This is a genomic window from Streptomyces sp. NPDC097617 (assembly GCF_044761485.1).
GTDB lineage: Bacteria > Actinomycetota > Actinomycetes > Streptomycetales > Streptomycetaceae > Streptomyces.
Genome location: NZ_JBIWCL010000002.1, coordinates 309,742 through 331,132, shown reverse-complemented (window position 1 = coordinate 331,132; position 21,391 = coordinate 309,742). Strand labels below are relative to the sequence as shown.

Annotated in this window: 24 protein-coding genes and 2 pseudogenes; 12 read left to right on the top strand and 14 right to left on the bottom strand. The window is 70.6% G+C overall.

Annotated features, from left to right (window positions below):
* Positions 1-66 precede the first annotated feature (66 nt).
* The gene (locus ACIQZO_RS04810) at positions 67-657 is read right to left on the bottom strand and encodes a hypothetical protein (RefSeq protein ID WP_403620128.1); all 591 of its coding nucleotides are present in this window, start codon (positions 655-657) and stop codon (positions 67-69) included.
* Positions 650-1,255: an alpha/beta hydrolase gene (locus tag ACIQZO_RS04805; RefSeq protein WP_403620883.1), complete on the bottom strand. Its 606-nt coding sequence runs from the start codon at positions 1,253-1,255 to the stop codon at positions 650-652. Before ACIQZO_RS04805 ends, ACIQZO_RS04810 begins: the two co-directional genes overlap by 8 nt.
* A 438-nt stretch (positions 1,256-1,693) precedes the next feature.
* On the opposite strand from ACIQZO_RS04805, the gene ACIQZO_RS04800 reads away from it, so the two are divergent.
* Entirely contained in the window at positions 1,694-3,115 is a 1,422-nt protein-coding gene (locus ACIQZO_RS04800) for an oxygenase MpaB family protein (RefSeq protein WP_403620125.1), read from the top strand.
* 346 nt (positions 3,116-3,461) lie between these two features.
* Positions 3,462-3,746, top strand: coding sequence for a hypothetical protein (locus ACIQZO_RS04795; RefSeq protein ID WP_403620122.1), 285 nt, complete (start codon positions 3,462-3,464; stop codon positions 3,744-3,746).
* Positions 3,747-3,754: 8 nt separating this feature from the next.
* Here ACIQZO_RS04795 and ACIQZO_RS04790 read toward each other — a convergent pair whose 3' ends face one another.
* Together ACIQZO_RS04790 and ACIQZO_RS04785 are read right to left on the bottom strand one after the other, a co-directional pair.
* Positions 3,755-4,429 (bottom strand): immunity 49 family protein, encoded by a 675-nt coding sequence (locus ACIQZO_RS04790; protein ID WP_403620120.1) that lies wholly within the window; start codon positions 4,427-4,429, stop codon positions 3,755-3,757.
* 283 nt (positions 4,430-4,712) lie between these two features.
* Positions 4,713-5,006, bottom strand: a pseudogene (locus ACIQZO_RS04785) (Imm49 family immunity protein); the annotation flags it as partial.
* Between the two features lie 101 nt (positions 5,007-5,107).
* Between ACIQZO_RS04785 and ACIQZO_RS04780 the strand changes: the two are divergent.
* Complete coding sequence (locus tag ACIQZO_RS04780; protein ID WP_403620117.1) at positions 5,108-5,509, top strand: hypothetical protein; 402 nt, start codon at positions 5,108-5,110, stop codon at positions 5,507-5,509.
* Positions 5,506-6,306 carry a hypothetical protein gene (locus ACIQZO_RS04775; RefSeq protein WP_403620114.1) on the top strand — a complete coding sequence of 267 codons (801 nt, stop codon included), beginning with the start codon at positions 5,506-5,508 and terminating at the stop codon, positions 6,304-6,306. Before ACIQZO_RS04780 ends, ACIQZO_RS04775 begins: the two co-directional genes overlap by 4 nt.
* 200 nt (positions 6,307-6,506) lie before the next feature.
* On the opposite strand, the gene ACIQZO_RS04770 is transcribed toward ACIQZO_RS04775, so the two are convergent.
* On the bottom strand, positions 6,507-6,866 hold the full coding sequence (locus ACIQZO_RS04770) for a hypothetical protein (RefSeq protein WP_403620111.1): 360 nt from the start codon (positions 6,864-6,866) through the stop codon (positions 6,507-6,509).
* A 284-nt stretch (positions 6,867-7,150) separates the two neighbouring features.
* On the opposite strand from ACIQZO_RS04770, the gene ACIQZO_RS04765 reads away from it, so the two are divergent.
* Positions 7,151-7,933, top strand: a complete 783-nt coding sequence (locus tag ACIQZO_RS04765; protein ID WP_403620108.1) for a sigma-70 family RNA polymerase sigma factor — start codon at positions 7,151-7,153, stop codon at positions 7,931-7,933.
* Complete coding sequence (locus ACIQZO_RS04760; RefSeq protein ID WP_403620106.1) at positions 7,930-9,843, top strand: SsgA family sporulation/cell division regulator; 1,914 nt, start codon at positions 7,930-7,932, stop codon at positions 9,841-9,843. The genes ACIQZO_RS04765 and ACIQZO_RS04760 overlap by 4 nt, the downstream gene beginning before the upstream one ends.
* 258 nt (positions 9,844-10,101) lie before the next feature.
* Here ACIQZO_RS04760 and ACIQZO_RS04755 read toward each other — a convergent pair whose 3' ends face one another.
* Complete coding sequence (locus ACIQZO_RS04755; protein ID WP_403620104.1) at positions 10,102-10,371, bottom strand: hypothetical protein; 270 nt, start codon at positions 10,369-10,371, stop codon at positions 10,102-10,104.
* 274 nt (positions 10,372-10,645) lie between these two features.
* Here ACIQZO_RS04755 and ACIQZO_RS04750 point away from each other — a divergent pair, with 274 nt between their 5' ends.
* The 3 genes from ACIQZO_RS04750 (at position 10,646) to ACIQZO_RS04740 (ending at position 12,683) form a co-directional block, all read left to right on the top strand.
* The gene (locus ACIQZO_RS04750) at positions 10,646-11,017 is read left to right on the top strand and encodes a ClpX C4-type zinc finger protein (RefSeq protein ID WP_403620101.1); all 372 of its coding nucleotides are present in this window, start codon (positions 10,646-10,648) and stop codon (positions 11,015-11,017) included.
* 112 nt (positions 11,018-11,129) lie between these two features.
* Positions 11,130-11,513 carry a hypothetical protein gene (locus ACIQZO_RS04745; protein ID WP_403620098.1) on the top strand — a complete coding sequence of 128 codons (384 nt, stop codon included), beginning with the start codon at positions 11,130-11,132 and terminating at the stop codon, positions 11,511-11,513.
* Positions 11,514-11,735: 222 nt separating this feature from the next.
* Positions 11,736-12,683 carry a hypothetical protein gene (locus ACIQZO_RS04740; RefSeq protein ID WP_403620095.1) on the top strand — a complete coding sequence of 316 codons (948 nt, stop codon included), beginning with the start codon at positions 11,736-11,738 and terminating at the stop codon, positions 12,681-12,683.
* Positions 12,684-12,772: 89 nt separating this feature from the next.
* Here ACIQZO_RS04740 and ACIQZO_RS04735 read toward each other — a convergent pair whose 3' ends face one another.
* Positions 12,773-13,903, bottom strand: coding sequence for an NADH:flavin oxidoreductase (locus ACIQZO_RS04735; RefSeq protein ID WP_403620092.1), 1,131 nt, complete (start codon positions 13,901-13,903; stop codon positions 12,773-12,775).
* Between the two features lie 244 nt (positions 13,904-14,147).
* Here ACIQZO_RS04735 and ACIQZO_RS04730 point away from each other — a divergent pair.
* Positions 14,148-14,555 (top strand): annotated as a pseudogene (locus tag ACIQZO_RS04730) (MarR family winged helix-turn-helix transcriptional regulator); the annotation flags it as partial.
* A gap of 225 nt (positions 14,556-14,780) precedes the next feature.
* Here the strand turns inward: ACIQZO_RS04730 and ACIQZO_RS04725 are convergent.
* The 3 genes from ACIQZO_RS04725 to ACIQZO_RS04715 all read right to left on the bottom strand — a co-directional run bounded on the left by ACIQZO_RS04725 (position 14,781) and on the right by ACIQZO_RS04715 (position 16,618).
* The gene (locus ACIQZO_RS04725; protein ID WP_403620089.1) at positions 14,781-15,614 is read right to left on the bottom strand and encodes a PIG-L family deacetylase; all 834 of its coding nucleotides are present in this window, start codon (positions 15,612-15,614) and stop codon (positions 14,781-14,783) included.
* Positions 15,615-15,917: 303 nt separating this feature from the next.
* Positions 15,918-16,241 (bottom strand): hypothetical protein, encoded by a 324-nt coding sequence (locus ACIQZO_RS04720; protein ID WP_403620086.1) that lies wholly within the window; start codon positions 16,239-16,241, stop codon positions 15,918-15,920.
* A 170-nt stretch (positions 16,242-16,411) separates the two neighbouring features.
* The gene (locus ACIQZO_RS04715; RefSeq protein WP_403620083.1) at positions 16,412-16,618 is read right to left on the bottom strand and encodes a hypothetical protein; all 207 of its coding nucleotides are present in this window, start codon (positions 16,616-16,618) and stop codon (positions 16,412-16,414) included.
* Positions 16,619-16,912: 294 nt separating this feature from the next.
* Between ACIQZO_RS04715 and ACIQZO_RS04710 the strand changes: the two genes are divergently transcribed.
* Positions 16,913-17,113, top strand: a complete 201-nt coding sequence (locus tag ACIQZO_RS04710) for a hypothetical protein (protein ID WP_403620080.1) — start codon at positions 16,913-16,915, stop codon at positions 17,111-17,113.
* A 685-nt stretch (positions 17,114-17,798) separates the two neighbouring features.
* On the opposite strand, the gene ACIQZO_RS04705 is transcribed toward ACIQZO_RS04710, so the two are convergent.
* Both ACIQZO_RS04705 and ACIQZO_RS04700 read right to left on the bottom strand, forming a co-directional pair.
* Positions 17,799-18,410: a hypothetical protein gene (locus tag ACIQZO_RS04705; RefSeq protein WP_403620077.1), complete on the bottom strand. Its 612-nt coding sequence runs from the start codon at positions 18,408-18,410 to the stop codon at positions 17,799-17,801.
* Between the two features lie 214 nt (positions 18,411-18,624).
* Entirely contained in the window at positions 18,625-19,065 is a 441-nt protein-coding gene (locus ACIQZO_RS04700) for a hypothetical protein (RefSeq protein ID WP_403620074.1), read from the bottom strand.
* A gap of 187 nt (positions 19,066-19,252) precedes the next feature.
* Between ACIQZO_RS04700 and ACIQZO_RS04695 the strand changes: the two genes are divergently transcribed.
* A complete protein-coding gene (locus ACIQZO_RS04695) occupies positions 19,253-20,128 on the top strand; it encodes an alpha/beta fold hydrolase (protein WP_403620070.1) in 876 nt (291 codons plus the stop codon).
* Positions 20,129-20,179: 51 nt separating this feature from the next.
* Here the strand turns inward: ACIQZO_RS04695 and ACIQZO_RS04690 are convergent, their stop codons facing one another.
* Positions 20,180-20,707 carry a 2'-5' RNA ligase family protein gene (locus ACIQZO_RS04690; protein ID WP_403620067.1) on the bottom strand — a complete coding sequence of 176 codons (528 nt, stop codon included), beginning with the start codon at positions 20,705-20,707 and terminating at the stop codon, positions 20,180-20,182.
* Positions 20,708-20,899: 192 nt separating this feature from the next.
* Entirely contained in the window at positions 20,900-21,178 is a 279-nt protein-coding gene (locus ACIQZO_RS04685; protein WP_403620064.1) for a hypothetical protein, read from the bottom strand.
* Positions 21,179-21,391: the final 213 nt, after the last annotated feature.

Genomic DNA, 21,391 nt, shown 5'->3' with positions numbered 1-21,391 from the left:
ACGGCTGCCGGTGGGGGAGTCACATGCGACGCCGACCGGGAGCAAGTCTCTGCGCGGCGCGTCGTATCAGTATTCGCCGTCGAGGGACTTCGCGGATTCCGCCGTGAAGCATTTCGAGACGACCTTGAAGAGGATCATGGGGTCACCGGTGGCGGACTTTTTGCTGCCGGTGACGTGGAGGGCGAACTGTTCGGCATCGTTCTCGGCATAGATCTCGGGGTCCTGTGCCTGGCTCTTGGCCTTGCCGTCCTTGGTGATCTTCCAGCCGCTGCCGTTGAGTGCCTTGCGCAGGTTGGTCATGCCGGTGTCGACCTGTTCGTCCGTGATCTCGTAGACGGACCAGGGGTGCGACATGGAGAACAGGTCGTCGCCGAATTCCCGGCAGCGGGTGACGCTCGGGCCGGGTTCGGTCACCTTGCCCTTGACGCCGGTCATCTCCAGGAGGCTGCTGGAGACCTGCTTGGTCCTCGCGCGGGCCGGTTCGGGGTCCATCCTCGCCGGTGTGTAGTTGAGTTCTTTCACGTTGGAACACCCCACGGACAGTGTCGACAGCAGGCCGGTGAGGACGACGGCGAGTGCGGTGGCCCTGATCGTTTTGGCGGTTCGGCGGATGCGGCGGGTGCGGCCGGTGCCGCCGGTTGCCCCGGTGTCAGCCACGCTGGACCTTGTCGTAGCGGCCGGCGACCACGTTCGCCTGGTTTTCGATGCTCAAGGAGTGGTCTCTCCAGTAGTCGGTGTGGCTGTCGGCGTCGTTCGTCATGATATTCGCTCCGAAATCTTCGTCGGAGGGCACGTTCGATCCCCATACGGTGCCGAACGGCGACATCTCCTCCCACCAGTCGGTGGGGCCGCCGAGACCTGCGACCTTCCCGCCGAGGGGTACCTGGTCGTCGAGGGTGGAGGCCGCCTGGGACCATACGTGGCCCTCGCCCGTGTCGAGGTCCTTGGCGTGTTCGACCAGCATGCCGGGGCTGCCGACCGCGATCATGTCGTCGGCGCGCAGGTCGCCGGCGTTGGAGGCGGCGCCCAGGACGGTGCTGCCGTAGCTGTGGCCGATGATCGTGGTGTGGCTCTTCTCGTCCTTGGGCGGCGGGGGCTTGATGTGGTCGAGGTAGTCCTTGGCTCCCGCACGCACCTCGCCGGTGTCGGCCCCGCCGCCGCCCCCACCGTCGGGTGCGGCACTCGCCAGCCGCATCTGCGGGTCGGCCGCGGTGCCCTGTTTGAGGCCTGCCCACTCCGCGTCGAAGGACGTCATGCTCACTCGAGCCCCCGTAACAATCTGCGAATGCAATGATCGAACGGTCATCCTGCGAGTGCCCCGGAGCGGTCGGGACCCCACCCCACCGGGCTGTTGGCTGCGGTACCGGACGATGGCCTCCTGCGAGGTCGACGGCGCGCTCCCGTAGGCGGGAGCGACGGTGTGGAAGGCGATGATGGAACCCCTGGTGACGGCGTCCAGGACGCCGGCCCAGGGGATGGTGCGGCAGGCCGAGGTGATGCCGGCGGTGATGCTCACGACCAACGCCGGGCGGTGAGGCCGGATCCGCGTACATGGCCCCGCCCTCGGTGGTGTTCGCGTCAGCCCTGCCCGGGCGCCGGGTCGGCTTTCGCGGGTGCCCGTCCGCCGGTCGCAACCTCCCCCGCATGTGCGGCGTTGTGCTCCTGTTGGCCCCCTCTTTCTCAGGAGTACCGCGTGACGCCTACCTCTTTACCCGCCACCGACGGCCTGTTGCGCCAGACCCTCGGCGAATGGCGCATCGGGCTGGTGGCCTGGCGGCTGCTCGTCCTGCAGACCGCGCACCCGGCCGTCGCGGCCGGCACCGCCCGCTACTCCACCTACCGGGCCCACCCCTGGCGGCGGATCGAGCACACCATGGACAGCGGCAGCCGGCTGTTCTTCGCCGGGCCCGAGGAACGGCAGCGCGAAGTCGCCCGGCTGGAGCGCGCGCACCGCCGGATCCGCGGCACCGACGACGCCGGCCGCCCGTACAGCGCGGAGGACCCGGAGGTCCGCGCCTGGGTGATGGTGACGCTGTACGAGGCCATGACGGCCATGCGCGAACTGTCCGGTGATCCCCTCGAACCGACCGAACTCGACGCGCTGTACGCGGAGTTCACCGAGGTCTGCGCGGCCCTCGGCATCCCCGGCGAGTTCCTCCCGGCGACCGCCGCCGACGTACCCGCGTACGTCGACCGGACCGTCCGGGAGGTCCTCGAGGTCGGCGACCAGGTCCGCTACCTGCTCTTCGAGATGCTGCGCGAGGCGCCCGCACCCCGTCGACTCGGACGGCTGCGGCCCGTCTGGCCACTGGTGCGCACCGTCGCCGCGAGCGTGCTGACCAGCTTGACCGTCGCCGACCTGCCGCCGGCCTGGCACGAGCGGTTCGGCATGCCCCGCACCCGTACCGCCGCAGCCCTGTCCTGGACACTGCACCGCGGAATGCGGCAGGTGATGACCCGCCTGCCGGACCGCCTGCGCTACCGCGGCCAGTCCGGCGACGACGAACAGGCAGCCGGGAAGCAACCCGCCTCCCGGCGGCCCATGGCGGCCCCGAGCCTGCCCCGGCCCCGCACCTACGACTCCCGCCCGGCGCGGCTGGAGGCGTTCTTCCGCCAGGTGCTCGACCAGACCGGTGACGGGCGGGTGGACTCCGCAGACCTCCAGGCGATGGTCCACAACGTGTGCTGGCAGCTGGAGCTTCCCGTCGAGCGCGAGGACCGGCTCTACGCAGCCTTCGAGTCCTGGTGGGAGCAACTGCGCGAGGGCATGGACGCGGACGGCGACGGCGCGGTGGAGTGCGCCGAGTTCGTGTCCGCGATGCTGGGGGGCATCGACCGGGATCCGGAATACCTCGACCGGGGCCTGGGCCCGGCGGTACGCGTTCTGTTCCGGACCGCCGACACCGACAGCAGCGGATATCTCTGCGCGGACGAGTACCGCGTCCTGTTCGGCGGCCCGCGCGTCCACCCCGCCGAGCTGAACGATGCCTTCCGGCAACTGGACGGGGACGGCGACGGCCGGATCAGCGAGGAGGAGTTCGTCGCCGCCTTCGTCGACTTCTTCACCGCCCGTGCGGACACCGCCGCGGGCGTCGCACTGCTGGGCCGCCCCTGACCCCTGCGCTCCCCACCGCCCGGGACGGCCTGTCGCAGGGACCCGCGTGGTCCTCCCGGTCCTCCCGGTCGTCCTGGTCGTCCTGGCCGTCCCGGTCGTCCCGGTCGTCCTGGTCGGCAGCCGGGGGCGCGGCCGTTGCCATGCCCTGGGCGCCCCGCGCTGCGGCTGGATCACCGAGGGCGGCCCTGCGAAGGTCGTCTTGATGAACTCGATCACTCAGGGCCGAGCGCAAGCGGGTAGAGGGGTTCCACGAGGTCCCGGCTCCTGAGTCGGCAGAGTGCGAGAACAGAAGCGATCGTGCCCAGTATCGGCCATCTGGCACCGGCGATTCTGTGCAGAGGATCGCATGCGGGCCGACAACGACGAAGGCCGACTGCTCACGCTACGCCGATGCCCCTCCGCGATGACGCCGGACGAACCTCTGGCCTCACGAATACCGGTGATCTTCAAGCGGAAGCGGAAGGCTTCGAGCCTCAACGCCACCGTGTCCGAGCTGGAGGAGGCCGTCGCGGCTCGCGACGGCGACCGAACCGAGCGCGCCTTCATCGCCGTGATCGACGCCGTGCAGCCGGAGCCGGAGACCGAACACGTGCTGGCAGGGCCCCGGCTCGCAGCGCTGATCACGACATGACACAGGCCCTAGAAGGGTTCAGCGGCCCGCAGGAGTTCCTGCGGGAGGTACGGGGATTCGACGCGGATGTCCCAGCCGCGACGGCGGGCGTGGCAGGCCAGCGCGAGGATGTCGAGGTTGACGGAGACCCCCGGATGGTCGGCGCGGTCGGCGACCTCGTAGTACGCGCGGTGGGCTTCGAGCGCGTCGGCCAGGGCGAGGTTGAAGCTCTCCTCATCGCCCTCCACGAGCTGAGAGAGCAGTACGGCCGGAGGCATCGCGAAGCCCCAGTCCCTGGCCTTCTCGGCCTCCTGAAGCGCCCGCTGCGCTGCCGCTTCGGGCTCGGCGCCCTTCAGGTAGGCGTGGAGGGCCTCGCGGTACGCGGCGAAGGCGGAGCCGTCCGGGCGGGCGAAGGCCGGGCCGGTGAGGACCAGCGGGGCGAGGTCCTCGCGTGCGCCGGTGATCAGGGCGAAGGCGGTGGCCGTCTGCCAGCTCCCGGCACCGGCGTCCTCGCCACGCTTGGCCCGGTAGCGCAGCGTGCGGCCGTCGATGCTCACCTCGACCTCGATGCCCGGCTCCGCCAGCGCGATGCGGAACAGGGCCGCCCCCACGCGAGAGGCCAGCCGAAGGGTGGCGAGCTGGGCGCCCACAATGTCGCCGGGATTCCCCGCCCGCCACTGGAAGAGGCGCTGCTGATCGCCCATCACGCTGCCGAGCCGCCAGACGGCCGAGGGGCTTCCCGTCGGCGGGGGTGAACGCCTCCCGCAGGTGTTCCTCGTACATGGCCTCGACCCGCGGGATCCCCTCGCGCTCACAGGCGGGCCGCTCCACCACCAGCGGTCCCGCGGCGAGCGCGGCGACCGCGTCCGGCCGCCGGTGCCGGCCGAACCCTGCGACCCGCGGGCCCCGGTTCTCGAAGCCGGTGACCAGCGCGTGCGGGAGGTAGTCGGTGTGAACGGCCGGTGCCCAGCCGAGCGTCCGGTACGCGAGCGCGGCCAGGGCGAGGGGGACGAGCGGCAGAAGGCTGCTCGGAGAGGCCGTTGGACCGTGCAGCGTGCTGTGCCGGACCAGGAGGTCGGCCAGCGCGGCGTCGAAGGCCTGCCGGTCCTCGGCGGCCAGCGCGCGCAGCGTCCGCAGCGCCAGGCCGTTCGGCTGGTCCAGGAGGGGCTCGCCCGTCTCCGCCGCGCGCGTACGGATCCGGTCCAGAGCCGCATCGACAGCAGCCAGCCTGGCCCGCGCACTCGGCGGGTACTCCCCGTCGCCGGCGTCGTCCAGGGCCACGGCCGTCAACCCCGTGGCGAGCTCGCCGACGGGCGTTCCCCTCGCCTGCTCGGCGAACTCGCCAGCTCGCCTACCGCGAGGAACGGGACAGGGCCTCGGCCATGTTCGGGGGCACCACCTCGCCCCCACCGGCCGGAGCGCCCCGCTCGTCGAGCGGCGACGGGACCCTGCTGCTGTCGGCGCTGATCCTCGCCCCGATCGCCGTGGTGGGCCTGGTCCTGCAGGGGCTCGCGGCGGGAGTGGACGGGCTGACGTACGACTCCCCGCTCGCCTCCCTCTTCCCGGTCCCCGGGGACAGCCCGATCCGCTTCGCGCTCTCCCTGATCACCCTGCTCCTGCTCCTCCCGGGCACCCTGCTGTGGACCTCCCGCAGACTGCGGACCACGAGGCTGCGGCCGCTCGGCGCCTGGCTGCTCTCACCGGCCGCCGTCCTGCTCGTGCCCGTGGTCGTGTACATCGCCGTCACCACCTACACCACCGATGTCGTCAGGCTGGGCGGGTGAAGGCCCTCACCGGCGCCAAGGGCCGGGCCGCCGCCGTACTGTCCTCGCTGGTCACCCCGCAGCGGCTCCCGGCCGCCCTCGGCCTGGCCGGGGCGATCCTGATGCTGCTGGGCGCCGTACTGCCATGGGTCGTCGGGGCCGACAGCGACACCCTGTCCTGCGGCTTCCACCCGGACGCCGCCACCGGCGCCCCTGCCCTGGGATCGCGGGCCGGACTCCCGGGCGGGGACGCCCTGGTCGTGGTCCTCACCGGCACCGCCGCGCTCTGGGCGGCCGGCCTCCTGCTGATCGGCCGGGGCCGGAGCGTGCACCGCGCGACACTGATCGGGGCGGCGGTCCTGGGAGGTGCCTGGGCGGCACTGGACCTCGCCGAGACCGGCACCGTCGGCGACCGCGCCGGGCGGCTGCTCGATCTCTCCACGGGACCCGGACCGTACGTGGTCCTGGTGGCCGTGCTCCTCCTCCTGGCCTCCGGTGTCCTCACCCGGTACGACGCCGAATCGGAACTGTACGTCCGCACGGAGCGAGCGAACCGCCTGTGGAACAACGGGCGTTCCGGCGAGGCCCTGGAGATGCAGCAGTGCACCGTGCGCGCGGCGCGGCGTTCCCCCGGCCGGAACCACCCGTCCACGACGAGCGCGTCGATGGGACTGATCTGGATGTACGCCTGGGCCGGCTGGCCGGACCGGGCCGCGGAACTGGCCCGGCAGGCCTTCGAGGACGCGGGCCAGTGGGCATCGGAGCACCCGGAGGACTACCGGCGTCTTCGGGCGGACATCGCCGAGATCCTCGGCTGACGAAGGGGCGCGCGTTCCGCCGAGGGATCCGGTGGAGGTCCGGTGGCGCTGAGCCCTCCGGCAGAGCCGCTGCCGGCGCAGCGCCGGTCACGACGATGCCGGGCAACTCCCGCGCCCCCGCCCCCGATGGGGGGAGGGGGCGGGGGCGGTGCGGTTCGGTCACGGGGGGAGGGGCCGGCTCGCCGGGCCGGGTGGGTGTTCTAGCCGGCGATGATGTTGTGGAAGAAGAGGACGGAGCCGGCGAAGGCGGCGCCGCCGGCGAGGACGGAGGTCGCGGTGTTGTGCTGCGCGAGGTAGGTCAGGACGCCGGCGCCGGTGCCGACGAGGATGCCGAGCACGAGGACCAGTGCGCTGCGCAGGCCGATCAGGGCGCCGCCGGGACCTGTTGTCGCCTGGGGCGGGTGGGGGTCGGCTGGTCCTTGGGGTGCCGGCGTGGCGTGTGGGGTGTGCGGGGTGTGTGCGCACGGCTGGGTGGGGACCGGGGCCGCGACCGGGGCCGGGGCGGTTGCCTGCGGCTGGGCGGGCGGGGTGGGGTGTCCGTGTGCGGCGGGCGTGGTCACCGTAGGCCTCCGGCGTGTGTCGGTCGCGGCTACCGCTCCTGCGGTGGCCGTCACTTCAGGTTTAGGCAGCAGCACCCCGGCCCCCCTTGGTGAGCCATGTCACATAATTTTGTTGCGGTTGGAGCGGGGGGAAGCGCCCGGCGGCCGCCTATGACCTCATGAAGCGGACGGCCGAACGGCCCTGCTCACGAGGTACGGGCGAGCGCAAGGGAGCGGATGTGCTGGATGAGGCCTGTGAGGGACGCGCTCACCACCGTGACCCCCTGTGTGAGGCGACCGGCCACGTGGGCCGCTCCCTGAGAGCCCTGGAAGCGTCCCTCGCCGAAGCCGGCGGCGAAAGCGCCGCTGCCCGTGATCAACGTCGTCAGGCCGACGCCGCCATGATCGCCTTCTTACGGCGCAAGGGCTTCGAAGGCCCGCACTACCGCCAGTTCATGCAGACACTGATGGAGTACGGCTGGCGCATCCTGAGCGGTTGGAGCGCGACCGGACAGATCTTCGACCGCGTGGCCCGTGCCGGCCGGCCCGTCCCCGCGACCATGGTGACCACCGCGTGGGCCGACGACGAACGCAGCCAGGTCGTCACCGACACCGTCATCAAAGGCAGCACGCTCTTCCGCGAGCACGGACTCGTCCGCGGCAAGTGGACGCCCGAGGGCGGCGCGAGCCTGCCCACCTATTTCGTCGGTGCCGGTCTGCTGGCCTTCAACCCGGTATACGTCAAGTGGTACAAGACCTACCGCCTCGGACAGTCCGAGCTCGACCACCGCGCGGCCGGAGAGGACGACGTCCTGTGCGCGCAGCGTGATATTCCCGACCAGCGCGCCACCGATCCCGCCCACATCGCCGCCGTGCACGACGACATCGCCCGCCTGAGGCCGCTCCTGCCCGACGAGCAGCTGCGCCGAGCGCTCGCGCTGATGACCCTGGGCTACTCCCAGGTGGAGGCCGCGGCAGAGGTCGGACTGACGACGAGGGCACTGGAGGGGCGCCTCGCCCGCGCCCGCACGAAGGTTTCCGCCAGCCGCTCGATTCGAGTCGGGCTGGAGGAGGGGGGAGCACGATGAGTGTTGACAAGGACGACACGATGCACAGCACCGCTGAGGACGCCGAGTTCGCGGCCTTGATGGCCGCGTCCAGCCTCGGAGCACCCCACGTGCAAACCTGCGCCACCGGCATGGACGAGGGCACCCGCGGGCGGCTGCGAGACGCCGTCGCCGCGACCGACGACGCGACACCGCTGCTACTCGACGACGGCGAGGACGAAGACGACGGCGAGGCCCTGGACGTGGCCGCCGCCGCAGCGCCTCGCATCGGCGCGGAGGCCGACGGGGCCACCTCCACAGGTGAGGGCGCGGTGAGCACCTCCATGAGCGCCCTCGCTTCTGAACTCCGCGAACTCCGGAGCAGGTACAGACTCGCGCCCGGACTGTCGCAGATCGTGCTCATCGGCTACTGCGGGCTGAGCTCACGCGACGAAGGCACCGCTTCCGTGCGGCGCCGGATTCTGGCACTCCTTGCCGAGCAAGTCCTCCATGACGGGGGCGGTGCGTCGTGGCGCTACGGGCATCCTCTGCAAGCGGACCGAGGGGACGGCGTTCTGTTGCTTGTTCCCCGTGGGCCGGTCGAGAGCGAGGCGTACGTCAGCCTCGTTCGGGGTGGGCTGCGGGGAGCGGTGAGAGACGAACGTCCGTGGCGCCGACGCTTCCTGTGGACTGCCGGCGAAGCGGCACTTCCCTGGCCGCGCCGCGCCGATTGGCCCGAGCAGCCGCGTCCCGAACCGGACTACCTCCTGCACCTCGGCCACGGGTCCTGGAATGTGGAGGCCAAGGATCAGCCGCCAGCCTGCCTCGACGAAGGCCCGCAGCGCCTCTTGCTGGAGGTGTGCAAGTGTCGCAAGGCACCCGGCAGGCTGTCCGAACCGCAATCGGCGCGCGGTTCGGCGATGTTGCCCGGCGCCGATCCGGCACTGGCCGTGCGGGGGTTGGTCGTGCGTGCCTTGGTGAGCGCCGGCATGATCCCGCAGGCGTGTCTGACCGATCTGCTGCACGCTCCGCCTCCTGCACGATGGGTTCGTCCGCAGCTTGCCGGTGATCCGTTCAGGGAGCGGAACGAAGCGTTCGCATGGCCACCGGGCCGACCGGCAGACGGATGGCGAAGCCTGCCGGGATGGAATGCGCTCACCATGTGTGAGGGGAGAGAGGGGACCGGGCTGTTCGAGGCGCGCCCGGAAACGCTTCCCGATCTGACGCTCCCGTCCGCGTCGCTGCTGGTCGCAGCGGAGTTGGCCGTGGATCTCGGTGGGGTGCACCGGCAGTCCATTCCGGCCCAGGCGTCGACTCCGCCGAACCTGGACGAGTACACCGTCTGGCCCGGTAGCTCGATCCTCGTACCACGTGCGGAGCGGACAGGGTTCGAACCCGGGCCTGAGCCCTCGCGACGCGGTCCGGATCCGGTTGAGGGCGAAGGCCTGGTGGAGGGCGCGGGCGAGCTGCTGTGGAGCAAGAAGGGAAAGGAGGGCGGCGAGCATCGAGCGAGACTGTGGATGCGCGTGCACTTCCACGAGGGCGATACGGGAGAACGCCTGCCCGTGACGATGATCTGCAGCCAGGCCGACAGGCATGCGATCACGGTCGTCTTCTATGCCGGAACCGACGATGAAGTGCGCTGGACGTTCGCCCGGGAGCTCCTGGCCGACGGCCTGCACAACAGCGTCGGGATCGGAGACGTGATCGTGTGGCCGACAGCACCCAACCCGGTACCGGAGGCGGAGACCGGCAAGGTCCAACGCGTCCACGTCCGATTGCGATCCCCGGAAGGCACAGCACTGCTGTCGGTGGCGCGCCCGGACATCACCGCCTTCCTGGAGATCAGCGAGCCACTGGTGTCATCGGTGGTGACTGAGACTGACGGCGACTACCTGAAAGTGTGGGAGCGGGAACTGGCCGAGCTCATCTGTCCTCACGTCAGCGAGTAGCCAGAAGGTCAAGGAGTAGCGCGGCACAGCAGAACGAGAAGCAGGAGAAGCGGGAAAAGCAGGAGAGGCAGAAGAAGCGAAGGGCACCTGACGGGCCGGCTCGGGCCGGTCCGTCAGCTCTGTCTGCCCCGTGCGTCGGGAGCCCGCGTCGGCGGCATCGGCAGATTGCGGGCGGTCCGCAGTACCGTCCCTTCCCGTCCCGACGGGTCAGTCGAGGCCGAGCGTTGCGGGCATGGGGGGCCTTGGCTCGGACCGTCGTCATCGCCCCACCAATTTGGGATGGATGCTGTTGTCGATCAGGTTGTCGAAGTGTGAGCCGTACAGGTTCTGGCAGGGGTGGCCCTGTCCGAGGGTGGTAGCGGCCGCGGTGACACAGGCCGCGACCACGGACGCGAACAGGAGGTCGTCGTTACCGCCGATGGTCATGGTCACCAGATCGGTGCTGGGGCTCAGTACGTTCGCCTGGGGCGGGGTGATCAGGAACTGAGGGCTGGTGAAGTCCTGCGTACGTGCGCCGCCGCATGACACGTCGGTGAGGCGGGTGCCGATCCTCTCCGCGAGAACGTGCGGGTAGTTCAGCCGGTGGTGAGGGTGGCGGCGGCCAGCACGGTGGCGGCCAGGCGGCGGGTACGGGAACGGAACGACATGCTCCCTCCTGGGTCGGCGGGTGGACCGTGGCGGGGAGGTGCGGGGAAACCGGAGCGGTGTCCCGGTGGTCGCGGCCTATGGACAAGCCCGTCGTCAGGGATTCCCTGACGGCCTAAATTGTCAGGAACACCCTGACGATTTGGGAGAGCGTGCAGTGTTACAGCCTGACACCCTGGCCGAGCCCGCCCGGTGCTCCTTCTGCGGCAAGCCGAGCGCCGAAGCCGGAAGGCTGATCGCCGGTCCCGGCGTGTACATCTGCGACGAGTGCGTGGCTCTGTCCACATCGATCATCGACGGGAGCCTCGGTGGCCCCGTGGGACCGCGCGCGCCGATCTGGGAGTCGATGGCGGACGAGGAGGTGCTGGGTCACATTCCGCGTGTTGCCGTGCACATCGACCAGGCTGAGGCGGACTTGCGCTCGTGGGTGCAGGAACTGCGCCGGCGAGGCGTCACCTGGACCAGGATCGGTGAAGCTCTGGGGATCACTCGCCAGTCCGCATGGGAGCGGTTCTCCGGCGAGGAGTGATGCCCGGGGCCCGCCAGGGCGCAGGAACAGCTGAACTGGGTGCCTGCCGGTGCGTCTTCCGAGTGGGTGAACTGATTTGGGCAGTAAGGGGATCGGGCGGGAGACTGCCCGGATGACTGCACCCCGTGACCGGGCCGCTCTCGGTCGAGGCGTTGCCCAGCTGATCCCGCCGGTATCGGCAGATCCCGTACAGCAGGCCGCGGCCGCGTTGTCCGGCCTGGCGACGGCGACCGTACCGGTCGCTGTGCTCCATGCCGCCCTGCTGCTCCTGGAGGCCACCGCCTGTCGGTCGGAGGACGACAAGATGCGAGCCGTAGCCGAGCGTACGACCGGGCATCTGCGGAATGCCCTGAACCTCGAGCTGCCCCACCCGGCCCCGGCGACGCAGGATCGCGCGCCCGGCAGCCCCTGGTTCGCCGCGCCCCTCTCCGCGCCTGGTCTCCCGTACGACCGTGCATGGTTCGCCGCACCGGTCCCGGCGGCCGATCAGGACTAGGGTCGGCGAGCGGGCTGCACGCGGCATCCGCTACGCCATCCCCGGGAAGGCGGACAGCCGCGCCGCCCGCCTGGGTGGAGCCGTGTGCTCGTTCACGATGCCTCCCGTCCTGCCGACGCGGAGGGTGGCTGCGGGCGACGCGGCGCAGCTCGACGCCGCCGGTCCGCCACCCCGCGGGAGCGGCCCAGTGCGGGTGTCCGACCCGGGCATTAGCCTTGGCGGATGATTTCTGCACCGGTGTCGAAGGTCCTCACGCGCCACCGCGACGGGCGGATCCATGCCTACGTCGTGGACCCCGGCGCCCGCGGGGAGCTGGAGCCCGCCGCGGTGTTCCGGCCGCGGGCCGGCGACGAGGTCGAGGCGTCCGTGGTCCCCCGCGACCTGGAGCGGGTCGTGTACACGACGCTGAACGCCGTCGTCTGCCTCACGCGTGCGGGCGACCTGATGTGGGCCACGGACTTCGCGCCGCACTCCGACGTACGCCATGGCCACCGCCCCGGATGCGCGCTGTCTCTGGACGGCCGCACGGTGTGGGTCTACCGGCCGGACGCGATGGCGGGCCGCGGGGGCGGTGACCAGTGGGTCGTGCACGACGCCGACAGTGGGGAGGTTCTCGCCCGCCGGGACCTGGAGACGGTCGGACGCGGCGCCGGTCACCACGTCCACCCCGTGGACGGCAGCGTCTACCTCGACATCGGTGAGGGCCAGGACGGGTCCGTCATCCTCCGGGGTACGGCCGGGGCGGACGGCGAGCCGGAGTTCGTGACGTACCCGTGGTGGGACCGCTGCCTGATCGACCTGGCCCCGTCCGGGCAGCAGTTCATGACCGTCGACCACGGGCAGGCGGACGTCGCCTTCCACAGCCACCCCACCGGGGAGGTGCTCTTCACGCTCCCCGTCGAGGCCTTCGGGTACGACCCGCAGGAGTGCTTCGTGGGATGGAGCGGCGGCTACCTGACCGCGAACACAGCCGTCGTCACCCTGGGCGGTGAGACTCCGGACGAGGAGGTGTGGTTCCGCCACCACCTGGTCGACGTACGCACGGGCACGCTCGGAGGCGAGATCACCCTCGAGGTGACCAACCCCTACGAGCTGGTGCCCCTGGGCGACGGTTCCTGGCTCACGGACGGCCCCGATGGCCACCCCGTCCGCTGGTTCCCCGCTCCGTAGCCGTCCGCGCGAACGCCCCGTGACGTCGGTGGACCGACATCACGGAGCGCTCCTCGGGCGCGGCCGTCCGGACGGCCACCCGCTACCTGCTATCGGCTGAGGGACCTGAGCGCCGCCGCGTCGTACGGCTTCAGTTCGTCGAAGCGGTTGCCGAGGACCTTCGCCGCCCAGTGCGGGTCCTGGAGCAGTGCCCGGCCGACGGCGACCATGTCGAACTCGTCGCGTTCCATGCGGTCCAGGAGGTTGTCGATGTCGCCGAGCGCCGCACCCTCGCCGGCGAAGGCGCGGATGAAGTCCCCGTCGAGGCCGACCGAGCCGACGGTGATGGCCGGCCGGCCGGTGAGCTTCTTGGTCCAGCCCGCCAGGTTCAGGTCCGAGCCCTCGAACTCCGGGAGCCAGTAGCGCCGGGTGGAGGCGTGGAACGCGTCGACGCCGGCCGCCGCCAGCGGGGCCAGGATCGCTTCCAGCTCCTGCGGGTTCTGCGCGAGCCGGGCGTCGTAGGCCTCCTGCTTCCACTGCGAGTAGCGGAAGATCACCGGGAAGTCGGCCGGGACGCGCTCGCGGACCGCGGCCACGATCTCCGCCGCGAACTTCGTACGGGCCACCGCGTCACCGCCGTAGCCGTCGGTGCGGCGGTTGGTCCGCTCCCACAGGAACTGGTCGAGCAGGTAGCCGTGGGCGCCGTGCAGTTCGACGCCGTCGAAGCCGATCCGCTCGGCCTCCGCGGCGGCGTCGGCGAACGCGCCGATGACGTCGTCGAGGTCGGCGCGGGTCATCGCCCGGCCGGTCCCCTCGGTACCGTCGACGCGGATGCCGGAGGGGCCGACTGCGGGAGCGTCGACGTACGGCGCCTCGCCCTGCTTGCGCACCATGCCGATGTGCCACAGCTGAGGCACGATCGTGCCGCCTGCCTCGTGCACGGCCGCGGCGACCTTCGCCCACCCCGCCAGCTGGTCCTCGCCGTGGAACCGCGGGACCCGGTCGCTCTGCCCGGCGGAATCGTGGCCGACGTAGGTGCCCTCGGTGACGATCAGGCCCACACCCGCGGCGGCCCGGCTGGCGTAGTACGCCTGCACGTCCTCGCCGGGCACGCCGCCGGGGGAGAACATCCGCGTCATCGGAGCCATCGCGATGCGGTTGGGGACGGTCAGGCCGTTCAGCGTGACGGGCCGGGACAGGATCTCGGCCGCGCGGGAGGCGGTGGACGTGGTGACGGTCATGCGGTCCTCCGGGGTGGGGCTGTGGCTCGTCGGGGTGACAACCAGAAGTGCATAGTACACATGTTATGTATCATGCATATTGCCGCGCCCGCGGTCCGGGCCTGCCCGGACCGGCCCTCGCGCGGAGCCGTCCGCGTCCACAGGACACCCCCCCCGGCAGGGGTCCACCGGTCCACGGGTCGGCGATAATGGAGCGCCGGAAGGAGTGGGAGGCGCAGTGCTGGAGAAACTGGAGCGGGAGCTGATGCTGCTCTCGCGGCACCAGGTGCTGGCCCGGCGCGAGCGCGACCCCGAACGCCTGGAGCGGTCGGCGTACCTGCTGCTCAGTCGGATCGATACGCAAGGCCCCATGTCCATCGGACAGTTGGCGGAGGCCTTCGCGCTCGACACCTCGACCGTGAACCGCCAGACGGCGGTACTGCTGCGCTGCGGACTGGCCGAGCGCGTCGCGGACCCGGACGGCGGCATGGCCCGCAAGCTGCGCATCACCGTTGAAGGCGGGCGCCGGCTCGCCGGAGACCGCGAGGTCAACCAGTCCTGCCTGGCCAGGGTGGTCGCCGACTGGTCCCCTGAGGAGGTCCGGGAACTGGAGGACGTCCTGGTCCGGCTCAACCGCAGCGCCGAGGCCCTCGAGGGGCGGTACTGGCCGCGCTCGGAGGAGGACGGCACCCGCGCCGCATGCCACCCGCACCTCTTGCAGGTCTCGCAGGAACCCGTGGCGCCCGCGACTCCAGCCGCGCAGGAATCCGCGCCGCGAACCACGTAGGAACCCACGACTTCCGCCCGGTGGGTACGCCCGTGCCGTGGGTGGCGGCCAGCCCCGCCGGTGAGTGGCCGTGCTACGGCGCCCGACGGGGCCCCGGCCCGTACGGTCGGGTCAGCGCAGGCCGGTGAAGAGATCGTTCTCGGGCACGGCCGCACCGGTGGCGTCCTGGACCCGTACGAAGGTCTCCATGCCCATCAGATCGCCGAACCTCTCCTTGCCCATCCTGAGGAAGAAGATGTTCTCGCCCTGACTGGCGTGTGCGGCCAGCGCGTCGAACTTCTGACCGCTGAATGCGGTGGTGTCCACCCACGTGGTGATCTCGTCGTCGGGGAGGCCGATCTCGGCCAGCGCGGCGGTCTCGGCAGGATCCGGCTCCGGCATGTCCTCATGGAACTCCCGCATGATCTTGCCGAACCGCTCCATCGCCGAGCGCGGCATCGTCGTCCAGTACACCTTCGGTGTCAGCGCGGTCATCTCGAGCGCCGCCATCGTGATGCGGTGGGCCTGGATGTGGTCGGGGTGGCCGTAGAAGCCGTTCTCGTCATAGGTGACGACCACATCGGGCCGGTAGTGCCGCATGAGGGTCGCGAGTCGGGCGGCGCCTTCCTCCACGGGGGTCTTCCAGAAGGATCCAGGGGCGTCGTTGCTCGGCCAGCCCATCATCCCGGAGTCGGCATAGTCCAACATCTCCAGATCGCTGACCTTCAGGACGTCACAGCTCGCCTCGAGTTCCTGTCGGCGCATCAAGGCGACGGCCGCCGGATCGTGCCCGGGATCACCCGGCTTGACGCCCCCCGGCCCGTCACCGCAACCGCCGTCGGTACACGTCACGAGAACCGTGCGGATGCCCTCTGCCGCGTACCGCGCGAGGACTCCTCCCGTACCGGTGGCCTCGTCGTCGGGGTGGGCGTGCACTGCCATGAGCGTCAAGGGCCGGTCAGTCATGAAGGAGTCCTCCTGCAGAGACATGTGGTGGTCCGAGTGCGCGGTGGGCGTTCCGCGTTCCCGGGAGGCCGGATCCTGCCGGTGCGGATGACGTTGGGACCACCCCCGCAGTGCCAGACCCCCGGTCGGTGCAACGCTGCCGCCCGGACCGGCTGTTCCCGGCGCGGCCGCTTGGTTTTCCCAGGCGCCGGCATACCCCCGCCCGCCAGGGCGTCGAAGTCGTGGCACACGGGCCCGACAGGTCAGATGGGTTGAGTGCCGTGACCGAACCTCGCGGGGCGGCTCGCTCCGGTCTGTGAGTGATCAGCTGGAGGCCTCATCGTCGAATGCCTCGCCATAGTGCGCGTGCCGGCGTCCCCAGGGGATGTCCCAGGTGGGAGCCTCGTTGCTGGGGCGGGGGAGGACGGGCAATGGCCCGGGCGCTGTTTCGATGAGGTGGATCAGAGTCCAGCCGACGCCATAGCAGTCGTCCGGACCGAAGCAGGCGGCCGGCGCGTGCGCTTCCTCAGTCGTGACGGGATGGCCGATCGCGTCCAGCTGCAGCCAGCGCCTGTCGATCTCCTCTTCGGTGGAGTTCCAGTCGGGCTGCGGGCCGTCGGCGACGAAGATCTGGACGTCGGTTCTCATACGCGGATGATCGGCTGCTGACGCTGGACCGGGCAAGTGGGGTGATCGTCATGGTCCTCTGCATCACGTCTCGGGGCCCTCGCCCAGCAGGGATCCGGCCGGTGGGGACCCCGGTACCGCCGGGGTCTCCTGTCCGTTCGAACCGCGGGTGCCGCCGTCACGTCGGGCGATCAAGTGACCGGCTGCGAGGTCCCGTCGGGCAGCACGCAGAGGTCGCCGGCGTAGGGGCGTGACGTGATCTTTCCACCCGCGGCGGTGCATTCGTCTCCGGTGATGGTCGGAGATGAGGCGGCCTCCGCGCTGACGGCGCCGAAGGCGCTCATGCCGGCAACCGTCACCGTGGCCAGGGCCAGGCCCAGAGTTCTTCGTATGCGCATGACTTCCTCCCTCTCTCAGGCGCCCTCGTCGGCCTTCGGGAAGGAAGAAACTCCGGGCGACGGCGCCCTCTCTCCTCAGCATGGGCGCTCCGAATGGGGCCCGCGAGGCGGGGGCGATGACGGCGCACCGCGGGCGCTGTGTCGCCATCAGGCGCGCTCGGATGTCCCACGGTTCGGTCGCGGGCCGGCCCGCCGTCGTCAGGTGCCCGCGTCGCACCGGTACGGCGCGCCTGGATCGGACGCGGAACGTGAAAAGATCACTACCCTAAGTGCCGAATGCTGTGGGGAGTGCAGATGTCCGAAGGACTGGTCCTGAAGGTCGAGCAGCTCGAGCAGATCTGGGTCGACGCCGAATCGAAGCTCGATCAGAGGCGCCGTGCCGAGATCGAGGACTACATCGCGAAAGCGAAGCAGGCCCTGAAGGATGGCAAGGACCAGGCCGGGTACGCGGCGGCGGACAGGGCTCTTACGGCTCTGAAGACGGCGCGCGTCTGACAGCCCGCCGCGAGCGCAGGCGGGATGTTTCCCGGCTTCCGACGCACCTCCGCGTTCCCCGTCACCGACAGCTGACGGCCCCGGTTTGCTGCGTCCGGGCCGGACCGGCCATCCCCCGCGGGGGATGGACTCCGTCCTCACTTGCGTGCGCGCGGTGTGCGACGCGCACACCAACGCGCCCTGAGATCAAGCCGGAGCGGCTCTCCACGCGACGATGGAGAGCCGCGCCGCCATGCGTGCAGGAGAACGAGCCTGTCACGGCCCACCCGAGGACGCTCCCAAGGTGGGGGAGAGGGGAGAGGGGAGAGGGGAGAGGGGAACGGGGTGAGCACGGCTGGGTGGTCAGCTGCGCTGCGATCGGCTCCTCCACCGGCCCGGGACGCCCGCCGGTCATCGTGGAGGAGTCTGGGTGCCGTCGATCCGCCCCGTGGTACCGAGCCGCGACGGTCGCGCGAGCGCCGAGCGCATCTGCTGACCGGCCCCACCCGCGCCCACCTGCGGGCCTCCCGGCCTTCGCACCCGCACCGCGGGCATCGGCCGCGACCGTGGTCGCGCTGCCGGCATCGCCGGTCCGGCCCTGCCATGGAACGCAGGCGCGATCGAAGGGCACGTCGACCACCTGATCAAGACGCTCAAGCGTCGGATGTGCGGCCGCGCCGGCCTCGACCTCCTGCGAAGGCGGGTCCTACTCGCTGACCGGCTCCGTCGTCTCCGGGCGGAGATCGTGAATCGGGAACACCGTGGGTGAAAGACGTTCCTTGCACGTTTCGCCGTGCAGTTCGTCCGGCCGCAACGCCCGGGCGATGGCCTCGCCCGGACCGCAGAATGAAGGATCAAGATGGAAGGTGGTCCGGGTCCCGAACGGTTCAGGTGCTGAAAACTCTTCCCGGACACCGGTTGGGGCCGTCCCGACCAACTCCTGGCGATAGCCGTGGCCGTCCAGCCAGATCTCGACGACCGTGCGGACGCTGAGCGCGGCAGCCGCTGAGGGAGCCCAGCGCCGCATGTCGAACATGTCGAGCAGGGAACCGAAGAATCGCGGCAGGATCCTCTCCCGTTGATCGGAGCTGGGGTGCTGATCGCTCTCCACCGTGAAGCTGAGGTCGGATCCGATCTCGACACCGATCTGTCCATGCCGGCCGTCGCGACGGTGCAGAGCGTCCCGGGCCACTGCCCTGAGGACCTCGGTGGGCAGCTCGGGGCTGCCCTGCTCAGCCAGAAAGTACAGCGCTGGGCGGCGACGAACGTGCTCCACGAAATCAACCACCAGAAGCTGCTCGACTGTGAACCTCTCCACTCACCCTCCCCGCCTCTGGACCCGTCGGTCGGCCACAGTCGATCATGGCATCCCCCACGGTCAAGATCCACGCTCCAGGCCCGCCGCTACGGTGCGGCGGACTGCTGGCCATCACGGGAGTGAAGCCAGAACCGAAGCGCGGGAACAGGCACGGCCGCCTCTCGCGGCCGAGTGCCGCCCGAACGCATTGCCTTGACGGACCGTCAGGGGAAGATCAGTTCGTCGTGACTCCGGAGACATGCGCGACTGCGGAGTCGTGCTCCTGGAAGCGGATGTCGACCGACAGGTGGTCGGCGCTGTCGTCCCCGTCCTGAAGGACGGTGGGCGAGGAGCAGAGGTCGGCATCCACGCAGTCACGATAGACCCGGGCGTCGGGATACGTGGTGTGCAGCCACGCTTCCGCCTCTGTTCGCGAGGCCTGGAAGTCCATGGTGTACCAAGTGGTCTGCCACTGGCCCCACGTGCACTGCTTGTTCCGTGCGGTCTCGGGAGGGTGGGCCGTTTCGAGGAAGCGGATGGCCTCGCCGCAGGACACCGGGGCCTTCCCGTCCAGGACCAGGCTGACCTGGTGCAGCCACCAGCCGGCGGCCGCCAGCACGGTCGCCACCGCTCCGGCCGAGGGCCGTACGGCGATCTTCGTGCGTTGCGTGGCCAAGGAAACCTCCGGAAAGTGATCACTGAACATGTTCAATGATGCGTGTCGGCTCCGATCGGTTCCACGGTGCTCGCTGCCGGGTGCCGGGTGGCGTGTCACCCGGTGGACCGGTCGGTCGAGATGCGGACTCCCGCGGGTGTGGCGGATGGCCGCTGCCCCCGGACGGTCGCGGATACAGGATCTACGCATGAGTAACTTAATGAGCCCGGTCGACCCCGCGGTCACTTTCGTCCTGGTCCATGGAGCGGGCAGCAACGCCTACGGATGGTCTCCGGTGGTGACCGAACTGGGGCTTCGAGGGCACCGTGCGGTCGCGGTGGACCTGCCCGGCCACGGCCCCGGCGCCTACCTTCCGGTCTCGTACCAGGCGCCGCAGGACCTCGAGCGACTGCGCACGGAGCCCTCCCCGATCTCCAGGACCACCCTGGCAGCCTGCGCCGCTCACGTGGCCGCGGTGGTGCGGCGGGCACACCGGAACGGCCCGGTGGTCCTGGCCGGCCAGAGCCTCGGCGGCGTCACCCTCAACGCGACGGCCGACCTGGTACCCGAGCTCATCTCGCACCTGGTGTACGTCTCGGCCCTGTGCCCGGCGAAGCGGGCCTCGATGAACGAGCTGATGGCGACTCCGGAAGCGGCCACCAGCCACATATTCAGGATGACTCCCGTCCCGACCCCGCCGGAACTCGGGGTCACCCGGGTCAACTGGCGAAGCAACGACGCGGCGTTCTTCCGGATCGCCAAGGAGGCGATGGCCGCCGGCTACTCCGACACCGAGGTCAGGACCCTGCTCAACATCCTCGAGCCGGACGAGTCAGCCTCGATCGGGGCATCCGACGGCCGCGGGCCGCCACACAAGTGGGGCCGGATACCGCGTACGTTCGTGCGGTTCACCGAAGACCGGACCCTCCCACCGGCACTCCAGGACCTGATGATCCGGGAGGCCGACGAGACGACCCCGGACAACCGCTTCCGTGTGCGATCGCTGGCGGCTCCGCACATCGGCCCCCGCGACCCGGCGCTTCTGGCGGACGAACTGGAGCAGGTGGCCCGGCTCTGCCTCTGAGCCGGAGGCACGGCTGTGGTCGCGGTCAGGAGGTGGACCGGCGGACGGTGTTCACCGTTCCTCCGGGCCGCCGAGCGGCGCAGTGAGCCGCGCCCTCCAGCCGTTCTCCGTCAGCGCCACCAGCTGGACCGCCGCCGCACGGGTGCGCAGAGGCAGCAGGCTGCCGACCGCGTCGCGCACAGGGGTGGCGGCCGTCGGGTTGTCCGCGCCCAGGGCGACCGTGAGGTGGGCGGCGGGCCACGGCCCGAAGCGGCCCCGGTACGGGCGCAACCCGGGCCACCGGGCGTGGAACGCATCGACGACCGGTTGGAGTTCCGGAACGGCGACGGCGACGAAGCCGGGCTCCGCCACGACCTCTCCCAGGAGGAGATCTGCTGCCGGGAAACTCGCCGCCAGGGAACGTACGCCCTTCTCGTCCTGACCCGTCAGCGCTGACTCCGGCACGAACGGGTAGAGGAGCGAGACGTGCGCCGGAACCCCGTGTCGCACGAGAGCCGGGTCGATGCGCCGCACCGCCTCGAGAAGAGGGGCGGCATCGGGCAGAAGAATGACGACGGCGGTGGTTCCTGGCTCTGGCACTCCGTCATCATCGCAGGCCAGGTGCAGGACCCGACGCTGTCGGACTGGTGGCGCGCCCTGCCCGTATCGGCCCTCACGGCGCCGGTCCTCCTGAAACCGCCGCGGGCGTGGATACGGCGACGTGCGCGGTGATGGTACGAGCGACACCGGCGCCACCCGGAGCAACTGACCGCGTCCTGCGGATGGGCGAACCTACACGGGGGGAGTTGTCGTGCGAGCCGGGCTGCACTCCACGATCTCTCGTGCTGCGCGCAGTTTGCTGGGGTGGTCGCCCAGAAGTCCGGTGGTGATGAGGATGGCGTAGAGCATGCCGACGCCTTGTTCCTTCAGGTGCTGTTGCACTGCATCCATGTCGGCGCCCGCCTCCATCAGGAGCCTGCACTCGTCGATGTGGTCAGCAATCTGCTGTGCGCGCTCAGGGGTCAGACCGCTGACGTTGGTGAGGAGCTCGTGTGCGGTGGGGCTTGCCATGGCGGTGATTCTTTCAGCGGTTCGCCGACACCTCCACGCAGTTTCGCCTCGGTTCGCCGTGCCCGACGCCGAGTCGGCGCTGTCGTTCGTGGGCGAGCTCTTCGTGTCGGGTCACCCCGGGTACTGCGTCCGCGGGGCCCGCCGCCGGGCCCCGTGGGGCCGTTGTCACAGGTGGCGGTTATCTTGCAGCTCAGCACACAGGCACGGCAGGAC

Excerpts from the sequence above, each read along its gene's own strand:
- ACIQZO_RS04735 (WP_403620092.1), bottom strand. The coding sequence starts at position 13,903 with ATGACCGTCACCACGTCCACCGCCTCCCGCGCGGCCGAGATCCTGTCC.
- ACIQZO_RS04710 (WP_403620080.1), top strand. The coding sequence starts at position 16,913 with ATGTCCGAAGGACTGGTCCTGAAGGTCGAGCAGCTCGAGCAGATCTGG.
- ACIQZO_RS04795 (WP_403620122.1), top strand. The coding sequence starts at position 3,462 with ATGCGGGCCGACAACGACGAAGGCCGACTGCTCACGCTACGCCGATGC.
- ACIQZO_RS04760 (WP_403620106.1), top strand. The coding sequence starts at position 7,930 with ATGAGTGTTGACAAGGACGACACGATGCACAGCACCGCTGAGGACGCC.
- ACIQZO_RS04745 (WP_403620098.1), top strand. The coding sequence starts at position 11,130 with ATGACTGCACCCCGTGACCGGGCCGCTCTCGGTCGAGGCGTTGCCCAG.
- ACIQZO_RS04695 (WP_403620070.1), top strand. The coding sequence starts at position 19,253 with ATGAGTAACTTAATGAGCCCGGTCGACCCCGCGGTCACTTTCGTCCTG.
- ACIQZO_RS04740 (WP_403620095.1), top strand. The coding sequence starts at position 11,736 with ATGATTTCTGCACCGGTGTCGAAGGTCCTCACGCGCCACCGCGACGGG.
- ACIQZO_RS04780 (WP_403620117.1), top strand. The coding sequence starts at position 5,108 with ATGTTCGGGGGCACCACCTCGCCCCCACCGGCCGGAGCGCCCCGCTCG.
- ACIQZO_RS04790 (WP_403620120.1), bottom strand. The coding sequence starts at position 4,429 with ATGGGCGATCAGCAGCGCCTCTTCCAGTGGCGGGCGGGGAATCCCGGC.
- ACIQZO_RS04685 (WP_403620064.1), bottom strand. The coding sequence starts at position 21,178 with ATGGCAAGCCCCACCGCACACGAGCTCCTCACCAACGTCAGCGGTCTG.
- ACIQZO_RS04805 (WP_403620883.1), bottom strand. The coding sequence starts at position 1,255 with ATGACGTCCTTCGACGCGGAGTGGGCAGGCCTCAAACAGGGCACCGCG.
- ACIQZO_RS04715 (WP_403620083.1), bottom strand. The coding sequence starts at position 16,618 with ATGCGCATACGAAGAACTCTGGGCCTGGCCCTGGCCACGGTGACGGTT.
- ACIQZO_RS04725 (WP_403620089.1), bottom strand. The coding sequence starts at position 15,614 with ATGACTGACCGGCCCTTGACGCTCATGGCAGTGCACGCCCACCCCGAC.
- ACIQZO_RS04720 (WP_403620086.1), bottom strand. The coding sequence starts at position 16,241 with ATGAGAACCGACGTCCAGATCTTCGTCGCCGACGGCCCGCAGCCCGAC.